This is a genomic window from Neorhizobium puerariae (assembly GCF_042429745.1).
Classification (GTDB): domain Bacteria; phylum Pseudomonadota; class Alphaproteobacteria; order Rhizobiales; family Rhizobiaceae; genus Neorhizobium; species Neorhizobium puerariae.
In genome coordinates, this window is sequence record NZ_JBHMAA010000014.1 from 129,121 (window position 1) to 148,038 (window position 18,918).

Below are 18,918 nucleotides of genomic sequence, written 5' to 3' on the forward strand. Positions count from 1 at the left end.
CGGACCGCTTACTGGGCGAGACCCTGCGAAGCGAGATATTCGACCGAAGCCGGAATCTTCGACTTGTCCTTGATCTCGACGATCAGGCGGGGATTGCTGGTCAGGTCGGCAAGGGCGGCGAAGACGGAGCGCCACGGGATATTACCCTCCCCAAGCGCCCAATGGCGGTCGGCATAACCGTCGGCATCTTGCAGATGGACGTGCTGCAGGCGGTTGCCGGCGGCCTTCACGTAATAGTCGACCGGCGGCGCGCCGGTGGAGCCGTGGGCATATTGCGCATGGCCGGTATCGATCGAGACGGCCACGGCCGGCGACTTGAAGCTGTCGGCGAGGGCGATACGGGCATGCTGGTCGATGTCCTCGATATTTTCGAGAACGATGACGGCGCCGATATCTTCCGCCTGCTTGACGGCGTCGCGCATGGTCAGATGCACATGCTCGACCACGCGTTCGCGCTCACCCTTGTTGTTGTCGAGATTGTTGTAGGACCAGGTGGAATAGGGGCTGTGGGCGACCATCTGGGTGGCCCCGATGGCGGCGCATACATCGAGGCCCTGTTTCAGGCGTCTAGCGACGACGGCGCGGATATCCGGATCTTGGGATGCGAGCGTGAAGCCCCAGAACGGACCGTGGATGCCGAGGCGGCCGCCGTGACCATCGAGCAGTCTCCTGGCGCGCTCGGCAAGCGCTTCCCAGTGACCGTTCAGGACCTCGGCCGTGGTGAAATCCTGGAGTTCGAGATCGCGCTGCTTGTCGAAGAGCCAGTTGCGGTGGACTTCGAGTTCATCGAGCGTCATGGCGGCGCCGACCACGGGAAGAGAGGACATGGAAAACTCCATCAAAGCAAGAGGAATGTCGGAAAAAGGAGAGAGGCCGGAGAATGTCCGGATGCGGACCTGCATGGCAGAATTCTGTGTCTGCAGTATTACATTTGTAACGGAAGCTGCGAAAACCGCATCGAAACTCGATGAAGCAGAGGGAAATATCGCAAGCCGGAACATGGCTCATAAACTCGCTACTTGAGTTTCTGCGGGCATGTCGCTAAATCTCACGCCACCAGGACCGGGCCCCTCTGGCAGCTCATCTGTGAGCTGTGATGTCGGACTGGAATAGTCCAACCAAGGTGCCTGGTGTTTGCGGAGGTCATCCGACGAAAATGGCGGTGGGTCTACGGCAGACAGGAACGTCGGCCGTGCATACCCGTCGAACTGCCTTCGCGACATGAGGCATCCCCGTGCTTTAAGAGATTGGGTGCCAAATGATGGAATTCTTCACTGCGGAGGCGCTGACCGCTCTCCTGCAAGTTATCATGATCGACCTTGTCCTGGCCGGCGATAACGCGATCGTCATCGGCCTTGCGGCCGCCGGCTTGCCGAAGGAGCAGCGAGCCAAGGCAATTCTGGTCGGCATCATCGCCGCGACGGTGCTGCGTATCGGTTTCGCGCTCGCCACGACGCAGCTCCTGCAGATCGTCGGGCTGCTGCTCGCCGGCGGCGTCCTGCTGCTGTGGGTCTGCTGGAAGATGTGGCGCGAGCTGCGCATGCCCCATCAGCATGAGGAAGAGGCGGCTGAAGCGCTGGAAAATGCCGATCTCAACAATGACGGCACGATTGCCGGCGGGGCGCCGCGAAAGACCTTTGCCCAGGCCGCCTGGCAGATCATCATCGCCGACGTTTCGATGTCCCTGGATAACGTGCTTGCGGTTGCCGGCGCTGCCCACGAGCATCCCGAGGTGCTGATCTTCGGCCTCGTTCTTTCCATCGCCCTGATGGGTATTGCCGCAAGCTTCATCGCGCGCCTGCTGAACAAGCATCGCTGGATCGCCTATGTGGGGCTTGCCGTCATTCTCTATGTCGCGCTCGAAATGATCTGGCGCGGCACCAATGAGGTCCTGCCTTATCTCGGCATGTAACGGTTCCGGCGGCGCGGCGGTTTTCCGTCGCGCCGTTCTTCCTTTCGCGCCGCACGTTCCAGGCCGTCAGACGTTCGCGTCATTTTCGCAGCCGGCGCAGGGCGAATTTCAAAATCGAAAATCGCACCAGATATTTGCCAGATTCGCCTTCCCGGGCCGCTTTGCCGATCTCAACCAAAACTTATGCCATGGCAGCAGAACCTATTCGTCAGGCTGCCGATCTGCTTCTATGTCTTCTTTCCTAGCTGGGGCGCCCACGCATCGGCCGTGTTGAGGGTGGAGAACGCGGTTCTGTTTTGGAGGAGACGCGCTTGTCCACCGGGCGCTCGCGAGCCGATCATCTGGAAAGAGCCTATGACCGAACCCTGCTATGACGTTGCCCATCTGGGGCATGTGGAACTCTATTCCGACCGCTTCGAGGAGACGCTCGATTTCTTCGTCCGGGTCTACGGGCTCACCGAGAGCGGCAGGGACGGCAACAGCGTCTATCTGCGGGCGTTCGATGACTACGAGTTCCACACGCTGAAGCTCACAAGGCACGATACGACTGGTGTCGGCCATATCGCCTATCGCACGTCCTCGCCGGAGGCATTGGAACGCCGGGTCAAGGCGATCGAGGACATGGGCTGCGGCGTCGGCTGGATCGACGGCGACCTCGGCCATGGCCGCGCCTATCAGTTCAAAAGCCCGGACGGCCACCTGTTCGAGCTTTATTGGGACACCAGGGAATATGTCGCGCCGCCGGAGGAAGAGCCGGCTTTGAAGAACATCGCCCAGCGTTACCACGGCCGCGGCGCGTGCCCGCGTCGCCTCGACCACGTCAACCTGCTTGCGGCCGATGTCAGCCTGATACGCGACTTCATGACCAGGGCCCTTGGCAGCCGCGTGACCGAGATGATCCAGCTCGACAACGGGCGGCTCGGCGGCTGCTGGTTCACGATCAACAACAAGACTTACGATCTTGCCTGCTCCGAGGACCATACCGGCTCGCATGGCCGCTTCCACCACGTCACCTATGCATGCGACCAGCGCGAAGACATCCTGCGGGCCGCGGACATCTTCCTGGAGAACGGCGTGCATATCGAATCCGGTCCGCACAAGCACGCCATCCAGGGCACGTTCTTCCTCTATGTCTGGGAGCCCGCCGGCAATCGCGTCGAACTTGCCAATGCCGGTGCGAGGCTCATCCTGCGCCCCGACTGGAAGCCCGTGGTCTGGACGGAGACCGATCGCAAGAAGGGGCAGGCCTGGGGCATGAAGACGATCGAGACCTTCCACACGCACGGCACGCCGCCGGTCGCCCACAAGTAAAAGTCAAGAGGCATCCCATGGCAAAGACAGCATTGGTCATCAGCGCCCATTCGGCCGATTTCGTTTGGCGTTGCGGCGGCGCGATCGCCCTCCACGAAGAGAAGGGCTACGAAGTCACCGTCGTCTGCCTGTCCTATGGCGAACGCGGCGAGAGCGCCAAGCTCTGGAAGAACCCCGGCATGACCCTCGAAAAGGTAAAGGCCGAACGCCGCAAGGAAGCGGAAAACGCAGCCAGGGCGCTCGACGTCACGGACATCCAGTTCCTCGACCTCGGCGACTATCCGCTGATCGTAGACCAGGAAGCGAAGTTCAGACTGGTGGATGTGATCCGCAAGGTGCAGCCGGAATTCATGCTCTCCCATTCGAGATGGGACCCTTACAATACCGACCACATGTATGCGACCCAGGTGGCGCTGGATGCCCGCATGATCGCCCAGGCCTGGGGCCACAATCCCGGCGAAAAGGTTCTCGGCGCGCCGCAGCTCTACCTCTTCGAACCCCACCAGACCGAACAGATGGAATGGAAGCCGGACGTCTTCCTCGACATCTCGCCCGTCTGGGAAAAGAAGTGGGCCGCCATCCAATGCATGGAAGGCCAGGAGCACCTCTGGCACTATTACAAGAATGTCGCGGAGAACCGCGGCAACCACTTCATGCGCAATTCCGGCGGGCAGTCCGGCGGGCGCAAGGCAACGCATGCGGAGGGCTTCCAATCGGTCTTCCCGCGCACGGTGGATGAGCTGTGATGTCCGTCGTCGTCCAGAATATCGAACGGGCGGAGCAATCGGTCATCGACCGGCTGGCGGCCTGCGGCGTGGCGACCGTGCATGAGGCTCAGAGCCGCAAGGGCCTGCTTGCGAGCTACATGCGGCCGATCTATCCGGGTGCGCGCCTTGCGGCGAGCGCCGTCACCATCTCCGCGCCTCCGGGCGACAACTGGATGCTGCATGTGGCGATCGAGCAGATCAAGCCCGGCGATATCCTGCTGCTCGCTCCGACCAGCCCCTGCGAGGATGGCTATTTCGGCGACCTTCTCGCCACCTCGGCGCTGGCGCGGGGCTGCAGGGGCCTGATCATCGACGCCGGCGTCCGCGACGTGGCCGACCTGACCGAGATGAAATTCCCGGTCTGGTCGAAGGCGGTCTTCGCACAGGGGACGGTCAAGGAGACGCTTGGCTCCGTCAATGTGCCCGTGGTCTGCGCCGGTGCCCATGTCCGCCCGGGCGATGTCATCGTTGCCGATGACGACGGTGTGTGCGTCGTGCTGCGCGAGGAAGCGGAAGCGGTCGCGAAGAAGGCGGAAGCCCGGGTCGCTGCCGAGGACGGCAAACGCAAGCGGCTTGCCGCCGGCGAACTCGGTCTCGACATCTACGACATGCGCGGCCGGCTCGCCGAAAAGGGTTTGAAATACATCTGAGCGGGAGCCGGCAGGAGGCTCCGGCTTTGCGAATACCCGAGGCGGGAAGGCTGTTTCTCCTTTTCCCAAAAAAGGGGAGAAGAGGGAGGTTGGAAATGACTGACATCGAAACCGGCGTCCGGTGCATGTGGATGCGCGGCGGCACGTCCAAGGGCGGATTTTTTCTTGCCGGTGACCTGCCTGCCGATCGCGACGGCTTTCTCCTGCGCGTCATGGGATCGCCCGATGCCCGCCAGATCGACGGAATGGGCGGCGCTCATCCGCTGACCTCGAAGGTTGCGGTGGTCAGGAAGTCCGAGCGGGAAGGCGTCGATGTCGACTATCTCTTCCTGCAGGTCTTCGTCGACCAGCCGATCGTCACCGATGCGCAGAACTGCGGCAATATTCTTGCCGGCATCGGGCCTTTCGCCATAGAGCGCGGGCTGGTGGCGGCGAAAGGCGAGAAGACCGAGGTTTCGATCTTCATGGAGAATACCGGGCAGATCGCGATCGCCACGGTCGAGACGCCGGGTGGCAAGGTGACCTACAAGGGCAGCGCCCGCATCGACGGCGTGCCGGGCACGTCCGCGCCGGTGCCGATCGTTTTCGCCGAAACGGCGGGTTCATCCTGCGGTGCGTTGTTGCCGACCGGAAACGTAGTCGACGAGATCGAGGGCGTCGCCTGCACGCTGATCGACAACGGCATGCCATGCGTCGTGATGCGTGCCGATGTGCTGGGCATCACGGGCATGGAGAGCCCCAAGGGTCTCGAAGCGAACCAGGAATTGCGCTTGAGGCTGGAGGCGATACGGCTGAAGGCAGGTCCGATGATGAACCTGGGTGATGTTGCCAGGAAATCCGTCCCGAAGATGACCATGGTTTCGGCGCCGACGGCCGGCGGTGCGATTTCGACGCGCACCTTCATCCCTCATTCCTGCCACGACGCGATCGGCGTGCTCGGCGCCGTCAGTGTCGCGACGGCTTGCCTCCTGCCCGGAGGTCCGGCTTCGGAACTCGCGGTCGTCCCGGAGGGAGGCGAGAAACTGCTGTCCATTGAACATCCGACCGGCGAAATGAGCGTGATTGCGACAATGAAAAACGGCGAGGTGGACCGGGCCGCGGTCTTGCGCACGGCGCGCAAGCTGTTCGACGGCGTGGTTTTCGCAGATTGATCGGTAGGCACGGACATGAGAATCGCATTCCTGGGTTTCGGTGAAGCCGCGCGCGCCTTCCACGATACTCTCGCGCCAAAGCTCAAGGACGGGGAGTTCCGCGCCTACGACCTGTTGCTCGGTCGCGCCGACAGCGCGGCCGGGATGCGGGAAGCCATGACGGGCCGGGGCGTGAAGCCTGCCGGGTCGCCGGCGGAACTGGCGGATGCGGAATGGCTCTTCAGCGCCGTCACCGCCGATCAGAGTTTGAATGCCGCGCAGTCACTCGCCCCGTATCTCGGCCAGGGCGCGCTGTTCATCGACATCAATTCGGTCTCGCCCGGCCGCAAGCGCGACACCGCGGCCCTCATCGAGGAGGCGGGCGCCGATTATCTGGACATGGCCGTCATGGCGCCGGTCCATCCGAAGGGGCACGCCACGCCGGTACTGCTCGCCGGCAGGACCGCGGCAGCGCTTCTGGAACGGTTCCGCAGCTTCGGTTTCGATGTGAATGTGGCGGGAGAGGCGCCCGGTTCGGCAACGGCCATCAAGATGGTGCGCTCCGTCTTCGTCAAGGGGCTGGAGGCGATCACCGTGGAAGCGCTGCTTGCGGCCGAGGCATCCGGTTGTTTCGAGGAAATCCTCTCCTCGTTGTCCCAGAGCTTTCCCGGGCTGGACTGGTCGAAATTCCCCGACTACCAGTTCGAACGCACGACCCGTCATGGCCGCCGCCGCGCCGCGGAAATGCGGGAAAGCGGCGCGACGCTCGATGCGCTTGGGCTCAACGGAGGAATCGCCCGCGAGACGGCCGTTATCCAGGATGCGATGGCGGCGAGCGGTGCAAAACCTTCCGGCGACCTGCGGGAGACCGTCGCGCGCGTGCTGGCTGCGCGCCGCGGATCGCGATAGGCACGACCGCGACCTCCGTTCGCTTGAGTTTTCCTGTATACTTGTCGGTTCTGCAGGCGTGGGCCATGCGGCGATTTCCCCAGTTTGACAGCCTGTATACATGGGGCTTGGCCAATTCGTCGGATATGGCTAAGATTTCCGGATCGACAGGCTGGGGTTGCGCCGGTCGTGCTGCAGGCAAAGGTGCTGATTTGGAAGAGACCGCGAGAACGACCCATACGATGCGCGCGCTGATGGAGCTGCGCAAGAAGATCCTGAGCGGCGACTATCCCGGCGGCACGCGGCTTTTCGAGGTTCCGCTTGCCGAAACGCTGCAGATTTCCCGCACGCCGGTGCGTGAGGTGATGTCGCGCCTCGCCGAAGAGGGGCTTCTCGACCGCCTGGCGAACGGCGGGTTCGTGGTGCGGAGCTTCACCTATGCGGATGTGGTCGACGCCATCGAGTTGCGCGGCGTGCTGGAAGGCACGGCCGCCCGCCTGGCGGCTGAGCGCGGCGTATCGCAGGCGGGACTGGACGATCTCCGGGAGTTGCTCGCCCGGCTTGAAGACTGTTTCGGCGAAGGCGCGGATGAGGTGGATCTGGAAGCCTATTCCGAAGCCAATGCCCGGTTTCACGTCGCCCTGGTCGAGCTTTCCGGAAGCACGGTCATCCAGCGCGAGGTGGAGCGCGCCACGCGCCTGCCCTTCGCCTCGCCGTCGGCATTCCTGTCCGGGCGGGCGCATGTCGCGGCCTTCCGCCAGTCCCTCCACATCGCCCAGGACCAGCATCGTTCGTTGGTGGCGGCGATCGCCGGCCGGGAGGGGTCGCGGGCGGAGTTCATTGCGCGAGAGCACGCGCGCATCGCCCGCAAGAATCTCGACTATGCGGTCTTCGAAGACCCGGAGCTGATGCTGACGGTTCCGGGCCTCGTCCTTCTCAATTCCTGATCAGGCCAGCCCTGCTTTCCGCTAACCCGGGACTTTCGAATCGTCAATTCGAAGGCCTTCGTCAGCCTGCCGAATATTCCCCCTTGCATTTGCGCCCTGATGTCGTCATGTATACATTAGACTTCAAGCCTAGGGAGGAATTCCATGACCCAAGCCAATCTTACTCAAGTTTTGAAGGATGCCGGCAACACCGTCGAGCATCTGCGCAGCTCCAAGACCGGTATATATGTATACCCCGTCGTCGCTCCGGAGTTCTCCAACTGGCGTTCTGAGCAGGCTGCCTGGCGCGAAACCGCCGTTCTCTTCGATCAGTCGCATCACATGGACGAACTGGTCGTCGAAGGCCCGGATGCGGCCAAGTTCCTCGAAAGCCTGGCGATCAACAGCTTTGCCAATTTCGACACCAATCGCGCCAAGCACTACGTTCCGGTCACGCCGGCCGGCCATGTCATCGGCGACATGATCATCTTCCGCGAAACGGAAGAGAAGTTCGTTCTCGTCGGCCGCGCCCCGACCGCCAACTGGCTGCTCTACAACGCCTCTCTCGGCAAATATAACGTCAAGCTGACCCACGATCCGCGCTCGCCTTCGCGGCCGGACGGCAAGCTCGTCACCCGCATCCACTACCGTTTCCAGATCCAGGGTCCGGATGCGCCGAAGGTCTTCGAGAAGATGAACGGCGGCCCGATCCCGGACATCAAGTTCTTCCACGTCGACTGGATTAATGTCGGCGGCCGCAAGGTTCAGGCCCTGCGTCACGGCATGGCGGGCGCTCCGGGTCTCGAAATCTGGGGTCCCTATGCGGAGAAGGACGAAGTCCGCGCCGCTATCCTGAAGGCTGCCGAAGAAGCAGGCGTTGACCTGCGTCCGGTCGGCAGCCGTGCATACGCCACCAACACGCTGGAATCCGGCTGGATTCCGTCGCCGCTTCCGGCGATCTACACGGGCGACGAATTGCAGGCGTATCGCGACTGGCTGTCGGCCCAGAGCTATGAAGCCAGCGGCTCGATCGGCGGCAGCTACGTCTCCGACAACATTGAAGACTACTACCTGAACCCTTACGAACTGGGATACGGCGTCTACGTCAAGTTCGACCATGACTTCGTCGGCCGCGCCGCCGTCGAAAAGCAGAAGCAGACCCCGCAACGCCGCAAGGTCACCTTCGAGTGGAATTCGGATGACGTCGTCAAGGTCATCGCTTCGGCCTTCCAGCCGGGCGAACAGGCCAAGAAGTGGATCGACTTCCCGCTTTCCAACTACGCCTCATCGAGCTTCGACAAGGTCCTGAAGGACGGCAAGATCGTCGGCCTCTCGATGTTCAACGGCTACAGCTACAACGAGCGTTCCATGCTGTCGCTCGGTGTCGTCGATGCCGACATCAAGGAAAACGACATCCTGACGCTCGTCTGGGGCGAGCCGGATGGTGGCACGTCCAAGACCTCGGTCGAGCAGGGCCACGGCCAGGCTGAGATCCGCGTCCGCGTGGCTGCCGTACCGTATGCCCAGGAAGCACGCGAAAATTACGCCGAAAGCTGGCGCACAAAGAAGGCCCTCTAACCGCATGGCGTGCGAGAACGAGCTTCTCGCACGCCGCTCCGTCCATTTCGGCCGGGCGTTCATTTTGGAGCAGACGGGGGAGGATCAAGGATGGCACTTTTAAATCTTTTCAAGGGAAAGCAGGAAGAGAAGTCCGTGGAGCCGGCCAGCTTCAGGGAGCTCATCGAGGAGTATTCCATCGAGGTCATGCCGCGCACGGCGGCAAAGATCGAAGATTTCAAGGCCCTGCTGCCGAAGGGCACGCGGGTCTATATCGCGCATATCGACGGCACGCCGATCGAGGACATGGTCCAGACGGCGAAACGCCTGAGCGCGGACGGCTTTCCGGTGATGCCGCATTTCCCGTCGCGCATCATTCCCAGCGCCGCCATCCTCGAGGATTGGATCAAACGCTATCGAAACGAGGCGGGCGTCGAACAGGCGCTGCTGCTCGGAGGCGGCGTCACGACCCCGGCAGGCGATTTCGACAGCTCGATCCAGCTTATCGAGACCGGCCTTTTCGACCGGTATGGCTTCAAGCGCCTGCATGTCGCCGGCCATCCGGAAGGCAACAAGGATATCGACAAGGACGGCGGCACGAAGCTTGTCGACGAGGCGCTGAAATTCAAGCAGGCCTATTCCGAGCGGACCGACGCGGAAATGGCGATCGTCACCCAGTTCGCCTTCGATGCCAGGCCGGTCATCGCCTGGGCCGAGCGCATCGCGGCGGCCGGGATCAAGCTGCCGATCCACCTCGGCATTGCCGGTCCGACCAAGCTGCAGACGCTCATCAAGTTTGCGATCGCCTGCGGTGTCGGGCCGTCGCTCGGCGTGCTGCAGAAACGCGCGCTCGACCTGAGCAAGCTGCTCGCGCCTTACGAGCCGGATGAGATGCTGACCAATCTGGCCGAATACAAGGCCGCTCATCCGGAAAGCCTGATCGAGCGCATCCATGTCTTTCCGCTCGGCGGCATCCGTGCCAGTGCGGAATGGATGAACGAACAGCAGACCGGCGAGCGTAACGTCGCACCGTGATTTTCTCGAGGCAGGGCGGGTTTCCAACTTGCCCTGCATCCGCTGCCGGGAGGAGAAGAGGCAGGGGAGGACAAGGGGATGGACTATCCCAATCTACGCCATATTCGTCTGTTCTGCGCCTGCCTGCGCGCGGGCTCCCTGACGCAGGCCGCCGATATCGTCGGCGTTACCCAGCCTGCCGCCTCGCAGGCGATCTCCCGTCTGGAGGATCTTCTGGGCGCCCGTCTTCTCGAACGGGGTCCCGGCCATGCCATGGCGACGCCGGAAGGCCGTGTCGTGCAGTCCCGTTTCCTGCGGGCGCTGGACCTTATCCACGCCGGCTGCCAGGAACTCCAGACGGATTCCGGTTCGCGCGGTCTGGGAGCTGATGCGCGGTTGACGATTTCTCACCTGCGGGCGCTTCAGGCCTTTTCGCAGGCCGGCGGGTTTCCCGGCGCCGCGCGTATCCTGGAGCAATCGGGAGCCGCGGTCCAGCGCACCGCCCGCAATGCGGAAGCGATCCTCGGAACGAGCCTTTTCGAGACGGATGGCCGCGCGACCCGCCTCACCAATGCCGGCCGCTCCGTTGCCCGCTGGGCAGGCCTGTCCCTGAAGGAGCTCGGCAATGCCGCGGAGGAGGTTCAGGAGCTGCGCGGCAAATTCGACGGTCTGGTATCGGTCGGCGCGCTGCCGATGGCGCGCACGACGATCGTGCCGGATGCGATCGCATCGCTGGCTTCCAGCTTTCCCCTGGCGCGGTTCGAGATCCTGGAGGGCAGCTACGAGCAGCTCCTCAGCGATCTGGAGATGGGCCATACCGATTTCCTGATCGGGGCGCTGCGCAGCCGCATCTCGCCATCGCTGGTGCAGGAGCCGCTTTTCGAATTCCGGCTCGCGGTGGTCGCCGGCACCGGCCATCCCCTTTCCGGCAAGGTGAATGTTTCGTCCGCCGATCTCGCCGCCTATCCTTGGGTCGTGGCCCGCAAGGGGACGCCCAACCGCAGCACGTTCGACGCGCTGTCGATGAAGTTCCCGGAAGAGCGGCAGAGGCAGGGAACGGTGGAGACCGGCTCGCTGACGACCCTGCGCGGCCTGCTGATGCAGTCCGACCGGCTGGCGCTCCTTTCCCGGCACCAGCTGCGGCACGAGCTGAAGGCGGGCTTTCTGGCGCTTCTGAACTACGAGGTGCCGGGCAAGCCGCTTTCGATCGGCATCACCACGCGCTGCAACTGGCAGCCGACCGCGCTCCAGGCGGAATACCTGGCGGCGATCCGCAGGGTCGTCGCGACGGAGGAGGCGGCAAGCGCCACGAACGGCACGAACGTGTCTTCACTGAGGGCGGCCGAGTAAGCTTCTCTTGCCATTGCGCATTTCATGTCTATCGTCGTTCCCCGCATATGCGGCCGGTTTGAATTCGCGCCGTCGACAGAGAAGCGGGAACAGCTTGAGAGAAAAGGCCGTCAACAGTCTCGAACGCCTGCAGGCGGTGCTCGATGTCTTCACCGAAGAGCGTCTGGAATGGACGCCGGAAGAGCTGATGGAGGAACTGGGCTACAGCCGTCCGACGCTCTACCGCTACCTGAAGATCCTCAAGGATCGCGGATTCCTCACCTCCATGCCCAATATGGGTTTCACGCTCGGGCCGCGGGTGGTGGAGATGGACTATCTTCTGCGCAAGTCCGACAGGCTCATTCTCTCCGGCGCGCCCTATCTGCAGAAACTCACGGCAAGATACGAGTGTACGGCGCTTCTCGTCCGCTGGTATGGCGAAAAGATCCTCTGCGTCGATTCGCTGAGCTCCACCCATGAAGCGATCAGCAGCTATCCCCGCGGACGCCCCATGCCGCTCAGCCGTGGCGCGATCGGCCGGTCGATCGTCGCCTTCCTGCCGCGCCGCAACCTGGTTCCCCTGATCGGGCGAACACTCGACGAATGGCAGGCCGCGGGCGTGGGCGATACCGTGGAGGCGGTCCTGGAGGCGCTCAAATCCGTTCGCAAGACCGGCTATGCGGTGGCTCACGGCGAAGTGACGCCGGGCGTGACCGGCTTCGCAGCACCGGTCTTCGATGCCGGCCAGAGCCCGATCGCGAGTTTTTCCGTGACCATCGCCCGGGACCGGGTTCACGGTTCGCTCGTGGAAGAAATCGGCGGCGATGTGCGGGCGGCGGCTGGCGAGATCAGTGCCGCGCTCGTCTCGCATCGGCATCGGGTTTGATGCAATAATCTCATATTACAAGAAATATGTTGACTTGATGGGTCGCGCTCCGCATGGTTGACGCCAACGAAGCGGAGCGCGGTTCTGACCTTCTCCGCCTGTCGTTTCACATTCCGGGAGCGCCGGCCGGAAGCACCAGACGGAAGCGCCGGCTTCCTCACGTTCGCAGTGCCGCGCGGGGACAAGTCAGGAGGAGACATCCCATGAAGAAGATCGATATTTTCAATCACATCTGGCCCAAGCCGTTCTTTGACCGCCTCATCGGCTATATCGGCACGATGACCGACGTCACCATGCGCAGCGGCGCCGTACCGATGATGACCGACCTCGACCGCCGCTTCCAGGTCATGGACATGTTCGGCGAAGACTATCAGCAGGTCCTGTCGCTCGCCTCGCCGCCGCTCGAAAAGCTTGCCGGTGCCGAAAGGGCTCTCGATCTCGGCCAGATCGGCAACGACTCGATGGCCGAGCTTTGCCGGAAGTATCCGGAACGCTTCCCGGCCTTCATCGCCACCGCGCCGATGGAAAACCAGGAATGGATGATGAAGGAAACCAAGCGCTGCATCGAAGATCTCGGTGCTTCCGCCATCCAGATCTTCACCAACTACAGCGGCAAGCCGCTCGACCTGCCGCAGTTCGAGCCCTTTTTCGAATATATGGCGAAAGTCGGGAAACCGGTCTTCCTGCATCCCTCGCGCGGCGCCAATTTCCCGGACTATCTCACGGAGGACCGGTCCGAATACGAGATATTCTGGACCTTCGGCTGGCCCTACGAGACCTCGGCTGCGATGGCCCGCCTCGTCTTCTCGCGCATGTTCGACAAATACAAGGGCCTGAAGATCGTCACCCACCATGCGGGCGGCATGGTTCCCTTCTTCGAAGGCCGCGTCGGCGCGGGCTGGGACCAGATGGGCAAACGCACGTCCGACCGCGACCTCTCCGTCGTGCTGAAGGCGCTGGAGCGGCCGCATCTGGAGTATTTCAAGGAATTCTATGCCGATACGGCGAGCTTCGGCTCGACCAAGGCGATCGAGCATGCGATCGAATTCTTCGGCGAAGATCGCGTCGTGTTCGCATCCGACGCGCCGTTCGACCCGGAAGGCGGCCCGATGTACATCCGCGAGACCATCAAGGTCCTCGACAACATGAATATTTCCGACGCCACCCGCCGGAAGATCTATGAGGGCAATGCCCGCAAGCTGCTTGGCTTGAGCTAGGCAACCGGGGTCTCGGGTCTGTCGACGACGCGCGGGTTCGAACGCCCGCGCGTTTTTTATCGGGGCCGGCCCGAGAGCCTGTCGATGTAACGCTGCGCCGACCGGGCGACGATCGCCTGGCCGTCCTGCCCGACGTTCTGGTGGGAAAAGGCGCCATAGATCCGTTCGAACGGCCACGGCGCCAGCCTTTCGGCGACATCCGCCACTTCGGCGGCGCTCAAGGGGATCATGTTCGGGTAGCTCCACATGAAGGAGACATGGTCGGCGCCGGGTGTGACCTGCACGATATCGCCGGCGAGCAGCACGCCCTTGCCGTCATCGCCGGCCCAATGCAGCACCGTGCCCCCGGCGAAGTGCCCGCCGCCGCGAATCAGCGTCACGGTCGAGGAAAGCACCAGCGCGTCGTCCTCCCACAGCCGGATGTGATCGGACAGACGGCAGATCCATTCCCTGTCGGCGGCATGCAGGTAGATGGGCGCGTCGAAGGCTGCGGCCCAATCCTGCATCGTCGTGTAGTAGTGCGGATGCGAGATGGCGATGGCGCTCAGGCCGCCGAGCGCCCGGACGATCTCCTCGGTCGCATCGTCCAGGAGCGCAATGCAGTCCCAGAGCACGTTTCCGGCCGGCGTCCTCAGGAGCAGGGCGCGCTGGTTGATGGCAAAGGCTGGAACGGTCTGGATCGCCGTCAGATGCGGTTCTAGCCGCAGCCAGGCATTGCGATGCGTTCGCGCCAGATTTTCCGGTGTCGTCCAGGCCTGTCCCGCAGGAGGCACGTACTGGCGTTCATCGGTGCAGATCGGGCAGCTTGCCGGCGCCATGTCCATGTCGCCAAAAGAAGTGCCGCAAGCGCAGCAGAGAAAAGTAGTCATCGGACCCTCCCTTGTCGCCGGATCGTCCTTGTCACCAAACTGACACGAAACGTTATTCGTGCCGGAAAGGAAAGCCGTCGCCTTCCTTTCTTTGCCGGAACGTTCGCATTCTCGTCAGCGGATTCATCTTTTCCAAAGGCGTTCCAGATAGGATTCATGCCGATTTTCCCCACCGTCGCGAGGATCGGATGACCAGTCCGAAAACGGCACGCCTTCTCAATCTCGATATCCTGCGCCTCGTCTCGGCGCTGATGGTTCTCGTGTTCCATTACGGTTTCCGCATGCGGATCACCGGGGAGGGCGGCGGTATGGGGTTTCCCGATCTGGCGCCGGTGGCCATGTGGTTCGATACTGGCCTCCTGATCTTCTTCGCCATATCCGGATATGTCATCACCATGTCGGCACAAGGGCGTTCGGCCTATGATTTCGCGGCCGGGCGGGTGGCGAGGCTCTGGCCGATGTTCGTCGTCTGCGCGACGATGACGGCCGTCGTGCTGACCGTCTGGCCGGTGCCGACCATCGATCCGCCGACGGTCAAACAGTGGTTGGCGCATGTCGTCATCATTTCGCGCGGCCTCGGGCAGCCGTTCCTCGACGGCGCCTATTGGACGATAGCCTATGAGATCATCTTCTATGCCTGGGTTTTCCTCGCCATCGCGACCGGTCTTTTCGAGCGGGGCTGGCGTTTGGCCGTCATGGCCTGGCTTGCCGTTTCCGTCCTCAACGAGGCGGTGATCGGCAGCGGCGCGCTGCAGAAGCTGCTGATCACCGAATATTCCGGCTACTTTGCCTTCGGGCTGAGCCTCTACAAGGCGCAGCAGTGCTTTTCGGTAAGGAACATCCTGGTGCTCGGCCTGTCGGCCTGCTGGGCCATCGCGACGCCATTCCTCACCGAGCCGGATTTCGTGACGATGTACGGGCTGAACCGGAGCGTGACCGGCCTTGCCATGGTCGGACCGGTGGCGCTGGCGGCGGTGGCTTTCTGCGCCATGACGCCGTCACTGCGGATCTCGCCAGCTCTGGCGATCGGTCTCGGCGGCCTTACCTATCCACTTTACCTCCTGCACCAGAATATCGGGTATGCGGTCTTCGCCCGTTTCGGGACCGGGCAAAACCGCTGGAGCGTTGCCGCCGTCCTGATCGCGATCCTGCTCCTCGTCTCGTGGGCAATCTCCAGAGCCATCGAGCCTTCGGCGCGGCGGGCGATCATTCGCACCTCCATCTATTTGAAAGACGGCTTCCGCCGGCGCCGGCATCGTCCGGCGTAAGCCCGGATTTCCTGACGGCCACCCGTCCGTTCCGGCGATGTTCGGGGCGTGCTGCCCAATCCGGAACCGAACCCGTTCGTCATTGAAAATGGACCGACGGGGGACATGGACCGACGGGCAGGCAGGCCATAAGCTGCTTCGAACCACCGGGGAGGGTGGTCTGGAGGAGCAACGAATGGATCGCATGAAGAACAAGGTCGTTCTCGTGTTCGGCGCCGGCTCGGCCGGTCCGGGCTTCGGGAACGGCAAGGCCGCCGCCGTCGCCTATGCGCGCGAAGGCGGAACGGTCGTTTGTGTCGACGTCAATCTGGATGCCGCGAGGAACACCCTGGAGGTGATCGAATCCGAAGGCGGGCTTGGCCTGGCCCTTGCCGCGGACGTTACCCGATCGGCCGACATAACAGCCGTGGTTGAGGAGACCGTAAAGCGTTTCGGCCGCATCGACGTGCTGCACAACAATGTCGGCATCAACGCGCCCGGCGGCGCCGCGGAGGCGACGGAGGAAAGCTGGAGGAGGGTGATGGACGTCAATCTCACCAGTGCATTCCTCACCTGCAAGGCGGTGCTGCCGATCATGGAGCGGCAGGGGGGCGGCGCGATCATCAATATCTCGTCGCTCGCTTCCATCAGGTGGACCGGCTATCCCTATGTTTCATATTATGCGTCCAAGGCGGCTCTCAATCACTTCACCCGGGCGATCGCCATCGAATATGCCGCCAGGGGAATTCGCGCCAATGCCATCCTGCCGGGGGTCATGGACACGCCGCATATCCAGAAGCAGATCAGCGGCTACTACGGCTCGGCAGAGGAAATGAAGGCCAAGCGGGATGCACTGTCGCCCATGAGGCGCCAGGGAGACGGCTGGGACATCGCCTGGGCCTCGGTTTTCCTCGCTTCCGACGAGGCGAAATATATCACCGGAGTCGAATTGCCCGTCGACGGTGGGCTGCATGCGACGGTATCGGGAAGCCTGAACTGATCGCATGCAGGGCAAGGACGGGGAAATTCCATATAGTGGATCGATTTTTCGGGTTTTTCATGCGCCCGCAATTTTTGGACTTGCCTAACCCGGAACTCTTCACCAGACTTCGTCAACTGGAAGAAGAATAAGATCCATATAATGGACCGATGCGAGAGGCTGGAGGAGCCCGACGCCTGGAGGAGAAAACGGCACGGCCGGTGAGGGGCGCGTTCCGTTTGGATTCGCGGTCCTGCAGCGAGCGCCGAGGCGAAAGTCCTTCAACCTGCGCGGTGAGCACGCAGCAGAGGAGGATGATGCGTGACGGCAGCCAACAACACGATCGAGCCAATGGACGAGGCGTCGCTTTTGGCCGGCCTCGAAGGCGTGGCGCCGCAACAGAGCGGTTCCGCCTGGATGCGGCCGATGGAGGCGATAACGGCGACCCTGCTTGTGGTGATCATCGCGCTACTCCTCGCCGGCGTCGTTTCCCGTTACGTCTTTTCGCTGCCGATTGTCTGGATCGATGAGGTGGCCTCCATCTCCTTCCTGTGGCTCGCCATGCTGGGAGCGGCGATGGCCGTCGACAGGAGCGAGCATCTGCGGCTCACGCTGTTTGTGGGGATGCTGCCTGAAAAGGTTCAGGCTCTGGCCGGCACGCTCGCCATGCTGCTGATGGCGATCTTTCTCGGCGTCATGCTGCGGCCGGCCTATGAATATGCCGTCGAGGAATCCTATATCACGTCGGCGGCGCTCAATATCCCGATGAGCTACCGCGCAGCGGCGTTGCCCGTCGGGGTGGCCCTGATGTTTGTGCTGGCGCTGGTCAACGTGCTGAGAGGTTCCGGCTTCCGCCAGATCGCTGTCTCCGTCGTGCTGATCGCTGCGATGACCGGCGTTTTGTGGCTTGCCGGGCCGGGCCTGAAGCAGATCGGCAACTGGAATATCCCGATTTTCCTCGTCGGCTTCGTCGCCCTGTTCCTGGTGCTCGGCGTTCCGATCGCCTTCTGTTTCGGCCTCGCCACGCTCGCCTTCCTGTCTTTCACGACGTCCGTGCCGGTTTTCGTGATGATCGGCCGCATGGACGAGGGCATGTCGAGTATCATCCTGCTTTCGGTGCCTATCTTCGTCCTGCTCGGCTGCATCCTGGATGCGACCGGCATGGGCAAGGCGATCGTCGAATTCCTGGCTTCCCTGCTGGGGCATGTGCGTGCAGGCATGTCCTATGTGCTGCTCGGCTCGCTTTTCCTCGTCTCCGGCATTTCCGGCTCGAAAGTATCGGATATGGCGACCGTGGCGCCGGCCCTGTTTCCGGAGATGAAGCGGCGCGGTCACAGGCCGCCCGAAATGATCGCCCTGCTCGCCACCGGTGCCGCAATGGCCGAGACGGTGCCGCCCTCGATCGTGCTGATCGTCCTGGGTTCGGCCGCGGGCGTTTCTATCGCGGGCCTGTTCACCTCCGGTTTTGCGATCGCCATGGTGCTGCTGCTGGTTCTCGCGGTGCTTGCCCGCTGGAAGTCCCGGCACGAGGCCATGGAAGGGGTCCGGCGCGCGCCGCTTTCCGTCATCAGGAAGACGCTGCTGGTCGCCGCACCCGCGCTGGTCCTGCCTTTCCTGATCCGCACCGCCGTCGGCGAAGGGATCGCGACTGCCACCGAAGTGTCGACGATCGCGGTGCTTTACGCGATGATCATCGGCATGGTGCTCTATGGCGGCATCAGCCGGACCCGCCTCTATTCCATGCTGGTGGAGACGGCTGCCCTGTCCGGCGCGATCCTGATGATCCTTGGGGCGGCCTCCGCGATGGCGTGGGCCCTGACCCAGACCGGTTTTGCCGCACAGCTGGTGGAAGCCGTGCAGCGGCTTCCGGGCGGCTGGATGACCTTCATGGGCGTCTCCATCCTGATCTTCATGGTGCTCGGCTGCGTGCTGGAGGGCCTGCCGGCGATCGTGCTCATGGCGCCGATCATGTTTCCGGTCGCCCGCGCGCTCGGCATCAACGATATCCACTATTCCATGGTGGTCGTGACGGCGATGAATATCGGCCTCATGACCCCGCCGATCGGCATAGGCTTCTACATCGCCTGCAAGATCGGCAATGTTTCGCCGGACGAGGCCATGAGGGCCATCTGGCCCTATATCGGCGCGCTGACGGTCGGGCTTCTGGTGATCGCGGCGGTGCCTTACTTCTCGACGGTTTTCCTTTGAAGGCCGTGGGATCATAAAAATCGGGAAC

The 18,918-nt window shown here is 62.8% G+C and carries 18 protein-coding genes; 16 read left to right on the forward strand and 2 right to left on the reverse strand.

What is annotated here, in order from left to right; genetic code table 11:
• Positions 1–8: 8 nt before the first annotated feature.
• Positions 9–827 carry a sugar phosphate isomerase/epimerase family protein gene (locus ACFFP0_RS12520; protein ID WP_377260981.1) on the reverse strand — a complete coding sequence of 273 codons (819 nt, stop codon included), beginning with the start codon at positions 825–827 and terminating at the stop codon, positions 9–11.
• Between ACFFP0_RS12520 and ACFFP0_RS12525 the strand changes: the two genes are divergently transcribed.
• The 13 genes from ACFFP0_RS12525 (at position 826) to ACFFP0_RS12585 (ending at position 13,587) form a co-directional block, all read left to right on the forward strand.
• The gene (locus tag ACFFP0_RS12525; protein WP_377260984.1) at positions 826–1,023 is read left to right on the forward strand and encodes a hypothetical protein; all 198 of its coding nucleotides are present in this window, start codon (positions 826–828) and stop codon (positions 1,021–1,023) included. The two genes, ACFFP0_RS12520 and ACFFP0_RS12525, sit on opposite strands and share 2 nt — an antisense overlap.
• Positions 1,024–1,258: 235 nt before the next feature.
• Positions 1,259–1,912, forward strand: a complete 654-nt coding sequence (locus ACFFP0_RS12530; RefSeq protein ID WP_377260987.1) for a TerC family protein — start codon at positions 1,259–1,261, stop codon at positions 1,910–1,912.
• Positions 1,913–2,266: 354 nt separating this feature from the next.
• Positions 2,267–3,223 carry a VOC family protein gene (locus tag ACFFP0_RS12535; protein ID WP_377260989.1) on the forward strand — a complete coding sequence of 319 codons (957 nt, stop codon included), beginning with the start codon at positions 2,267–2,269 and terminating at the stop codon, positions 3,221–3,223.
• Positions 3,224–3,240: 17 nt separating this feature from the next.
• Positions 3,241–3,969: a PIG-L deacetylase family protein gene (locus ACFFP0_RS12540; protein WP_377260991.1), complete on the forward strand. Its 729-nt coding sequence runs from the start codon at positions 3,241–3,243 to the stop codon at positions 3,967–3,969.
• Positions 3,969–4,640: a 4-carboxy-4-hydroxy-2-oxoadipate aldolase/oxaloacetate decarboxylase gene (locus ACFFP0_RS12545; RefSeq protein WP_377260993.1), complete on the forward strand. Its 672-nt coding sequence runs from the start codon at positions 3,969–3,971 to the stop codon at positions 4,638–4,640. The genes ACFFP0_RS12540 and ACFFP0_RS12545 overlap by 1 nt, the downstream gene beginning before the upstream one ends.
• A 95-nt stretch (positions 4,641–4,735) precedes the next feature.
• Positions 4,736–5,791 (forward strand): 4-oxalomesaconate tautomerase, encoded by a 1,056-nt coding sequence (locus ACFFP0_RS12550; RefSeq protein ID WP_377260995.1) that lies wholly within the window; start codon positions 4,736–4,738, stop codon positions 5,789–5,791.
• A 15-nt stretch (positions 5,792–5,806) separates the two neighbouring features.
• Positions 5,807–6,679, forward strand: a complete 873-nt coding sequence (locus ACFFP0_RS12555; RefSeq protein WP_377260997.1) for an NAD(P)-dependent oxidoreductase — start codon at positions 5,807–5,809, stop codon at positions 6,677–6,679.
• A 191-nt stretch (positions 6,680–6,870) separates the two neighbouring features.
• Positions 6,871–7,605, forward strand: coding sequence for a GntR family transcriptional regulator (locus ACFFP0_RS12560; protein WP_377260999.1), 735 nt, complete (start codon positions 6,871–6,873; stop codon positions 7,603–7,605).
• Positions 7,606–7,749: 144 nt separating this feature from the next.
• Positions 7,750–9,162 carry a vanillate/3-O-methylgallate O-demethylase gene (gene ligM / locus ACFFP0_RS12565; RefSeq protein WP_377261001.1) on the forward strand — a complete coding sequence of 471 codons (1,413 nt, stop codon included), beginning with the start codon at positions 7,750–7,752 and terminating at the stop codon, positions 9,160–9,162.
• 90 nt (positions 9,163–9,252) lie between these two features.
• Positions 9,253–10,176, forward strand: a complete 924-nt coding sequence (locus tag ACFFP0_RS12570; RefSeq protein WP_377261003.1) for a methylenetetrahydrofolate reductase — start codon at positions 9,253–9,255, stop codon at positions 10,174–10,176.
• A gap of 78 nt (positions 10,177–10,254) precedes the next feature.
• Positions 10,255–11,505: a LysR family transcriptional regulator gene (locus ACFFP0_RS12575; protein ID WP_377261005.1), complete on the forward strand. Its 1,251-nt coding sequence runs from the start codon at positions 10,255–10,257 to the stop codon at positions 11,503–11,505.
• Positions 11,506–11,599: 94 nt separating this feature from the next.
• Positions 11,600–12,370, forward strand: coding sequence for an IclR family transcriptional regulator (locus tag ACFFP0_RS12580; RefSeq protein WP_377261007.1), 771 nt, complete (start codon positions 11,600–11,602; stop codon positions 12,368–12,370).
• Positions 12,371–12,573: 203 nt separating this feature from the next.
• Positions 12,574–13,587 carry an amidohydrolase family protein gene (locus ACFFP0_RS12585; RefSeq protein ID WP_377261010.1) on the forward strand — a complete coding sequence of 338 codons (1,014 nt, stop codon included), beginning with the start codon at positions 12,574–12,576 and terminating at the stop codon, positions 13,585–13,587.
• A 56-nt stretch (positions 13,588–13,643) separates the two neighbouring features.
• Here ACFFP0_RS12585 and ACFFP0_RS12590 read toward each other — a convergent pair whose 3' ends face one another.
• Positions 13,644–14,456 carry an MBL fold metallo-hydrolase gene (locus ACFFP0_RS12590; protein ID WP_377261012.1) on the reverse strand — a complete coding sequence of 271 codons (813 nt, stop codon included), beginning with the start codon at positions 14,454–14,456 and terminating at the stop codon, positions 13,644–13,646.
• A gap of 188 nt (positions 14,457–14,644) precedes the next feature.
• Between ACFFP0_RS12590 and ACFFP0_RS12595 the strand changes: the two genes are divergently transcribed.
• The 3 genes from ACFFP0_RS12595 (at position 14,645) to ACFFP0_RS12605 (ending at position 18,890) form a co-directional block, all read left to right on the forward strand.
• A complete protein-coding gene (locus tag ACFFP0_RS12595) occupies positions 14,645–15,724 on the forward strand; it encodes an acyltransferase family protein (protein WP_377261015.1) in 1,080 nt (359 codons plus the stop codon).
• Between the two features lie 175 nt (positions 15,725–15,899).
• On the forward strand, positions 15,900–16,703 hold the full coding sequence (locus ACFFP0_RS12600) for an SDR family NAD(P)-dependent oxidoreductase (RefSeq protein WP_377261018.1): 804 nt from the start codon (positions 15,900–15,902) through the stop codon (positions 16,701–16,703).
• A gap of 330 nt (positions 16,704–17,033) precedes the next feature.
• Positions 17,034–18,890, forward strand: a complete 1,857-nt coding sequence (locus ACFFP0_RS12605) for a TRAP transporter large permease subunit (protein WP_377261286.1) — start codon at positions 17,034–17,036, stop codon at positions 18,888–18,890.
• The last annotated feature ends 28 nt before the right edge of the window (positions 18,891–18,918 follow it).

What these genes read in the sequence shown, in the direction of transcription:
- ACFFP0_RS12595 (WP_377261015.1), top strand. Translation starts at nt 14,645, where the DNA reads ATGACCAGTCCGAAAACGGCACGCCTTCTCAATCTCGATATCCTGCGC.
- ACFFP0_RS12520 (WP_377260981.1), bottom strand. Translation starts at nt 827, where the DNA reads ATGTCCTCTCTTCCCGTGGTCGGCGCCGCCATGACGCTCGATGAACTC.
- ACFFP0_RS12545 (WP_377260993.1), top strand. Translation starts at nt 3,969, where the DNA reads ATGTCCGTCGTCGTCCAGAATATCGAACGGGCGGAGCAATCGGTCATC.
- ACFFP0_RS12550 (WP_377260995.1), top strand. Translation starts at nt 4,736, where the DNA reads ATGACTGACATCGAAACCGGCGTCCGGTGCATGTGGATGCGCGGCGGC.
- ACFFP0_RS12590 (WP_377261012.1), bottom strand. Translation starts at nt 14,456, where the DNA reads ATGACTACTTTTCTCTGCTGCGCTTGCGGCACTTCTTTTGGCGACATG.
- ACFFP0_RS12605 (WP_377261286.1), top strand. Translation starts at nt 17,034, where the DNA reads ATGGACGAGGCGTCGCTTTTGGCCGGCCTCGAAGGCGTGGCGCCGCAA.
- ACFFP0_RS12575 (WP_377261005.1), top strand. Translation starts at nt 10,255, where the DNA reads ATGGACTATCCCAATCTACGCCATATTCGTCTGTTCTGCGCCTGCCTG.
- ACFFP0_RS12540 (WP_377260991.1), top strand. Translation starts at nt 3,241, where the DNA reads ATGGCAAAGACAGCATTGGTCATCAGCGCCCATTCGGCCGATTTCGTT.
- ACFFP0_RS12525 (WP_377260984.1), top strand. Translation starts at nt 826, where the DNA reads ATGGAAAACTCCATCAAAGCAAGAGGAATGTCGGAAAAAGGAGAGAGG.
- ligM (WP_377261001.1), top strand. Translation starts at nt 7,750, where the DNA reads ATGACCCAAGCCAATCTTACTCAAGTTTTGAAGGATGCCGGCAACACC.
- ACFFP0_RS12530 (WP_377260987.1), top strand. Translation starts at nt 1,259, where the DNA reads ATGATGGAATTCTTCACTGCGGAGGCGCTGACCGCTCTCCTGCAAGTT.
- ACFFP0_RS12570 (WP_377261003.1), top strand. Translation starts at nt 9,253, where the DNA reads ATGGCACTTTTAAATCTTTTCAAGGGAAAGCAGGAAGAGAAGTCCGTG.
- ACFFP0_RS12535 (WP_377260989.1), top strand. Translation starts at nt 2,267, where the DNA reads ATGACCGAACCCTGCTATGACGTTGCCCATCTGGGGCATGTGGAACTC.
- ACFFP0_RS12600 (WP_377261018.1), top strand. Translation starts at nt 15,900, where the DNA reads ATGGATCGCATGAAGAACAAGGTCGTTCTCGTGTTCGGCGCCGGCTCG.
- ACFFP0_RS12585 (WP_377261010.1), top strand. Translation starts at nt 12,574, where the DNA reads ATGAAGAAGATCGATATTTTCAATCACATCTGGCCCAAGCCGTTCTTT.
- ACFFP0_RS12555 (WP_377260997.1), top strand. Translation starts at nt 5,807, where the DNA reads ATGAGAATCGCATTCCTGGGTTTCGGTGAAGCCGCGCGCGCCTTCCAC.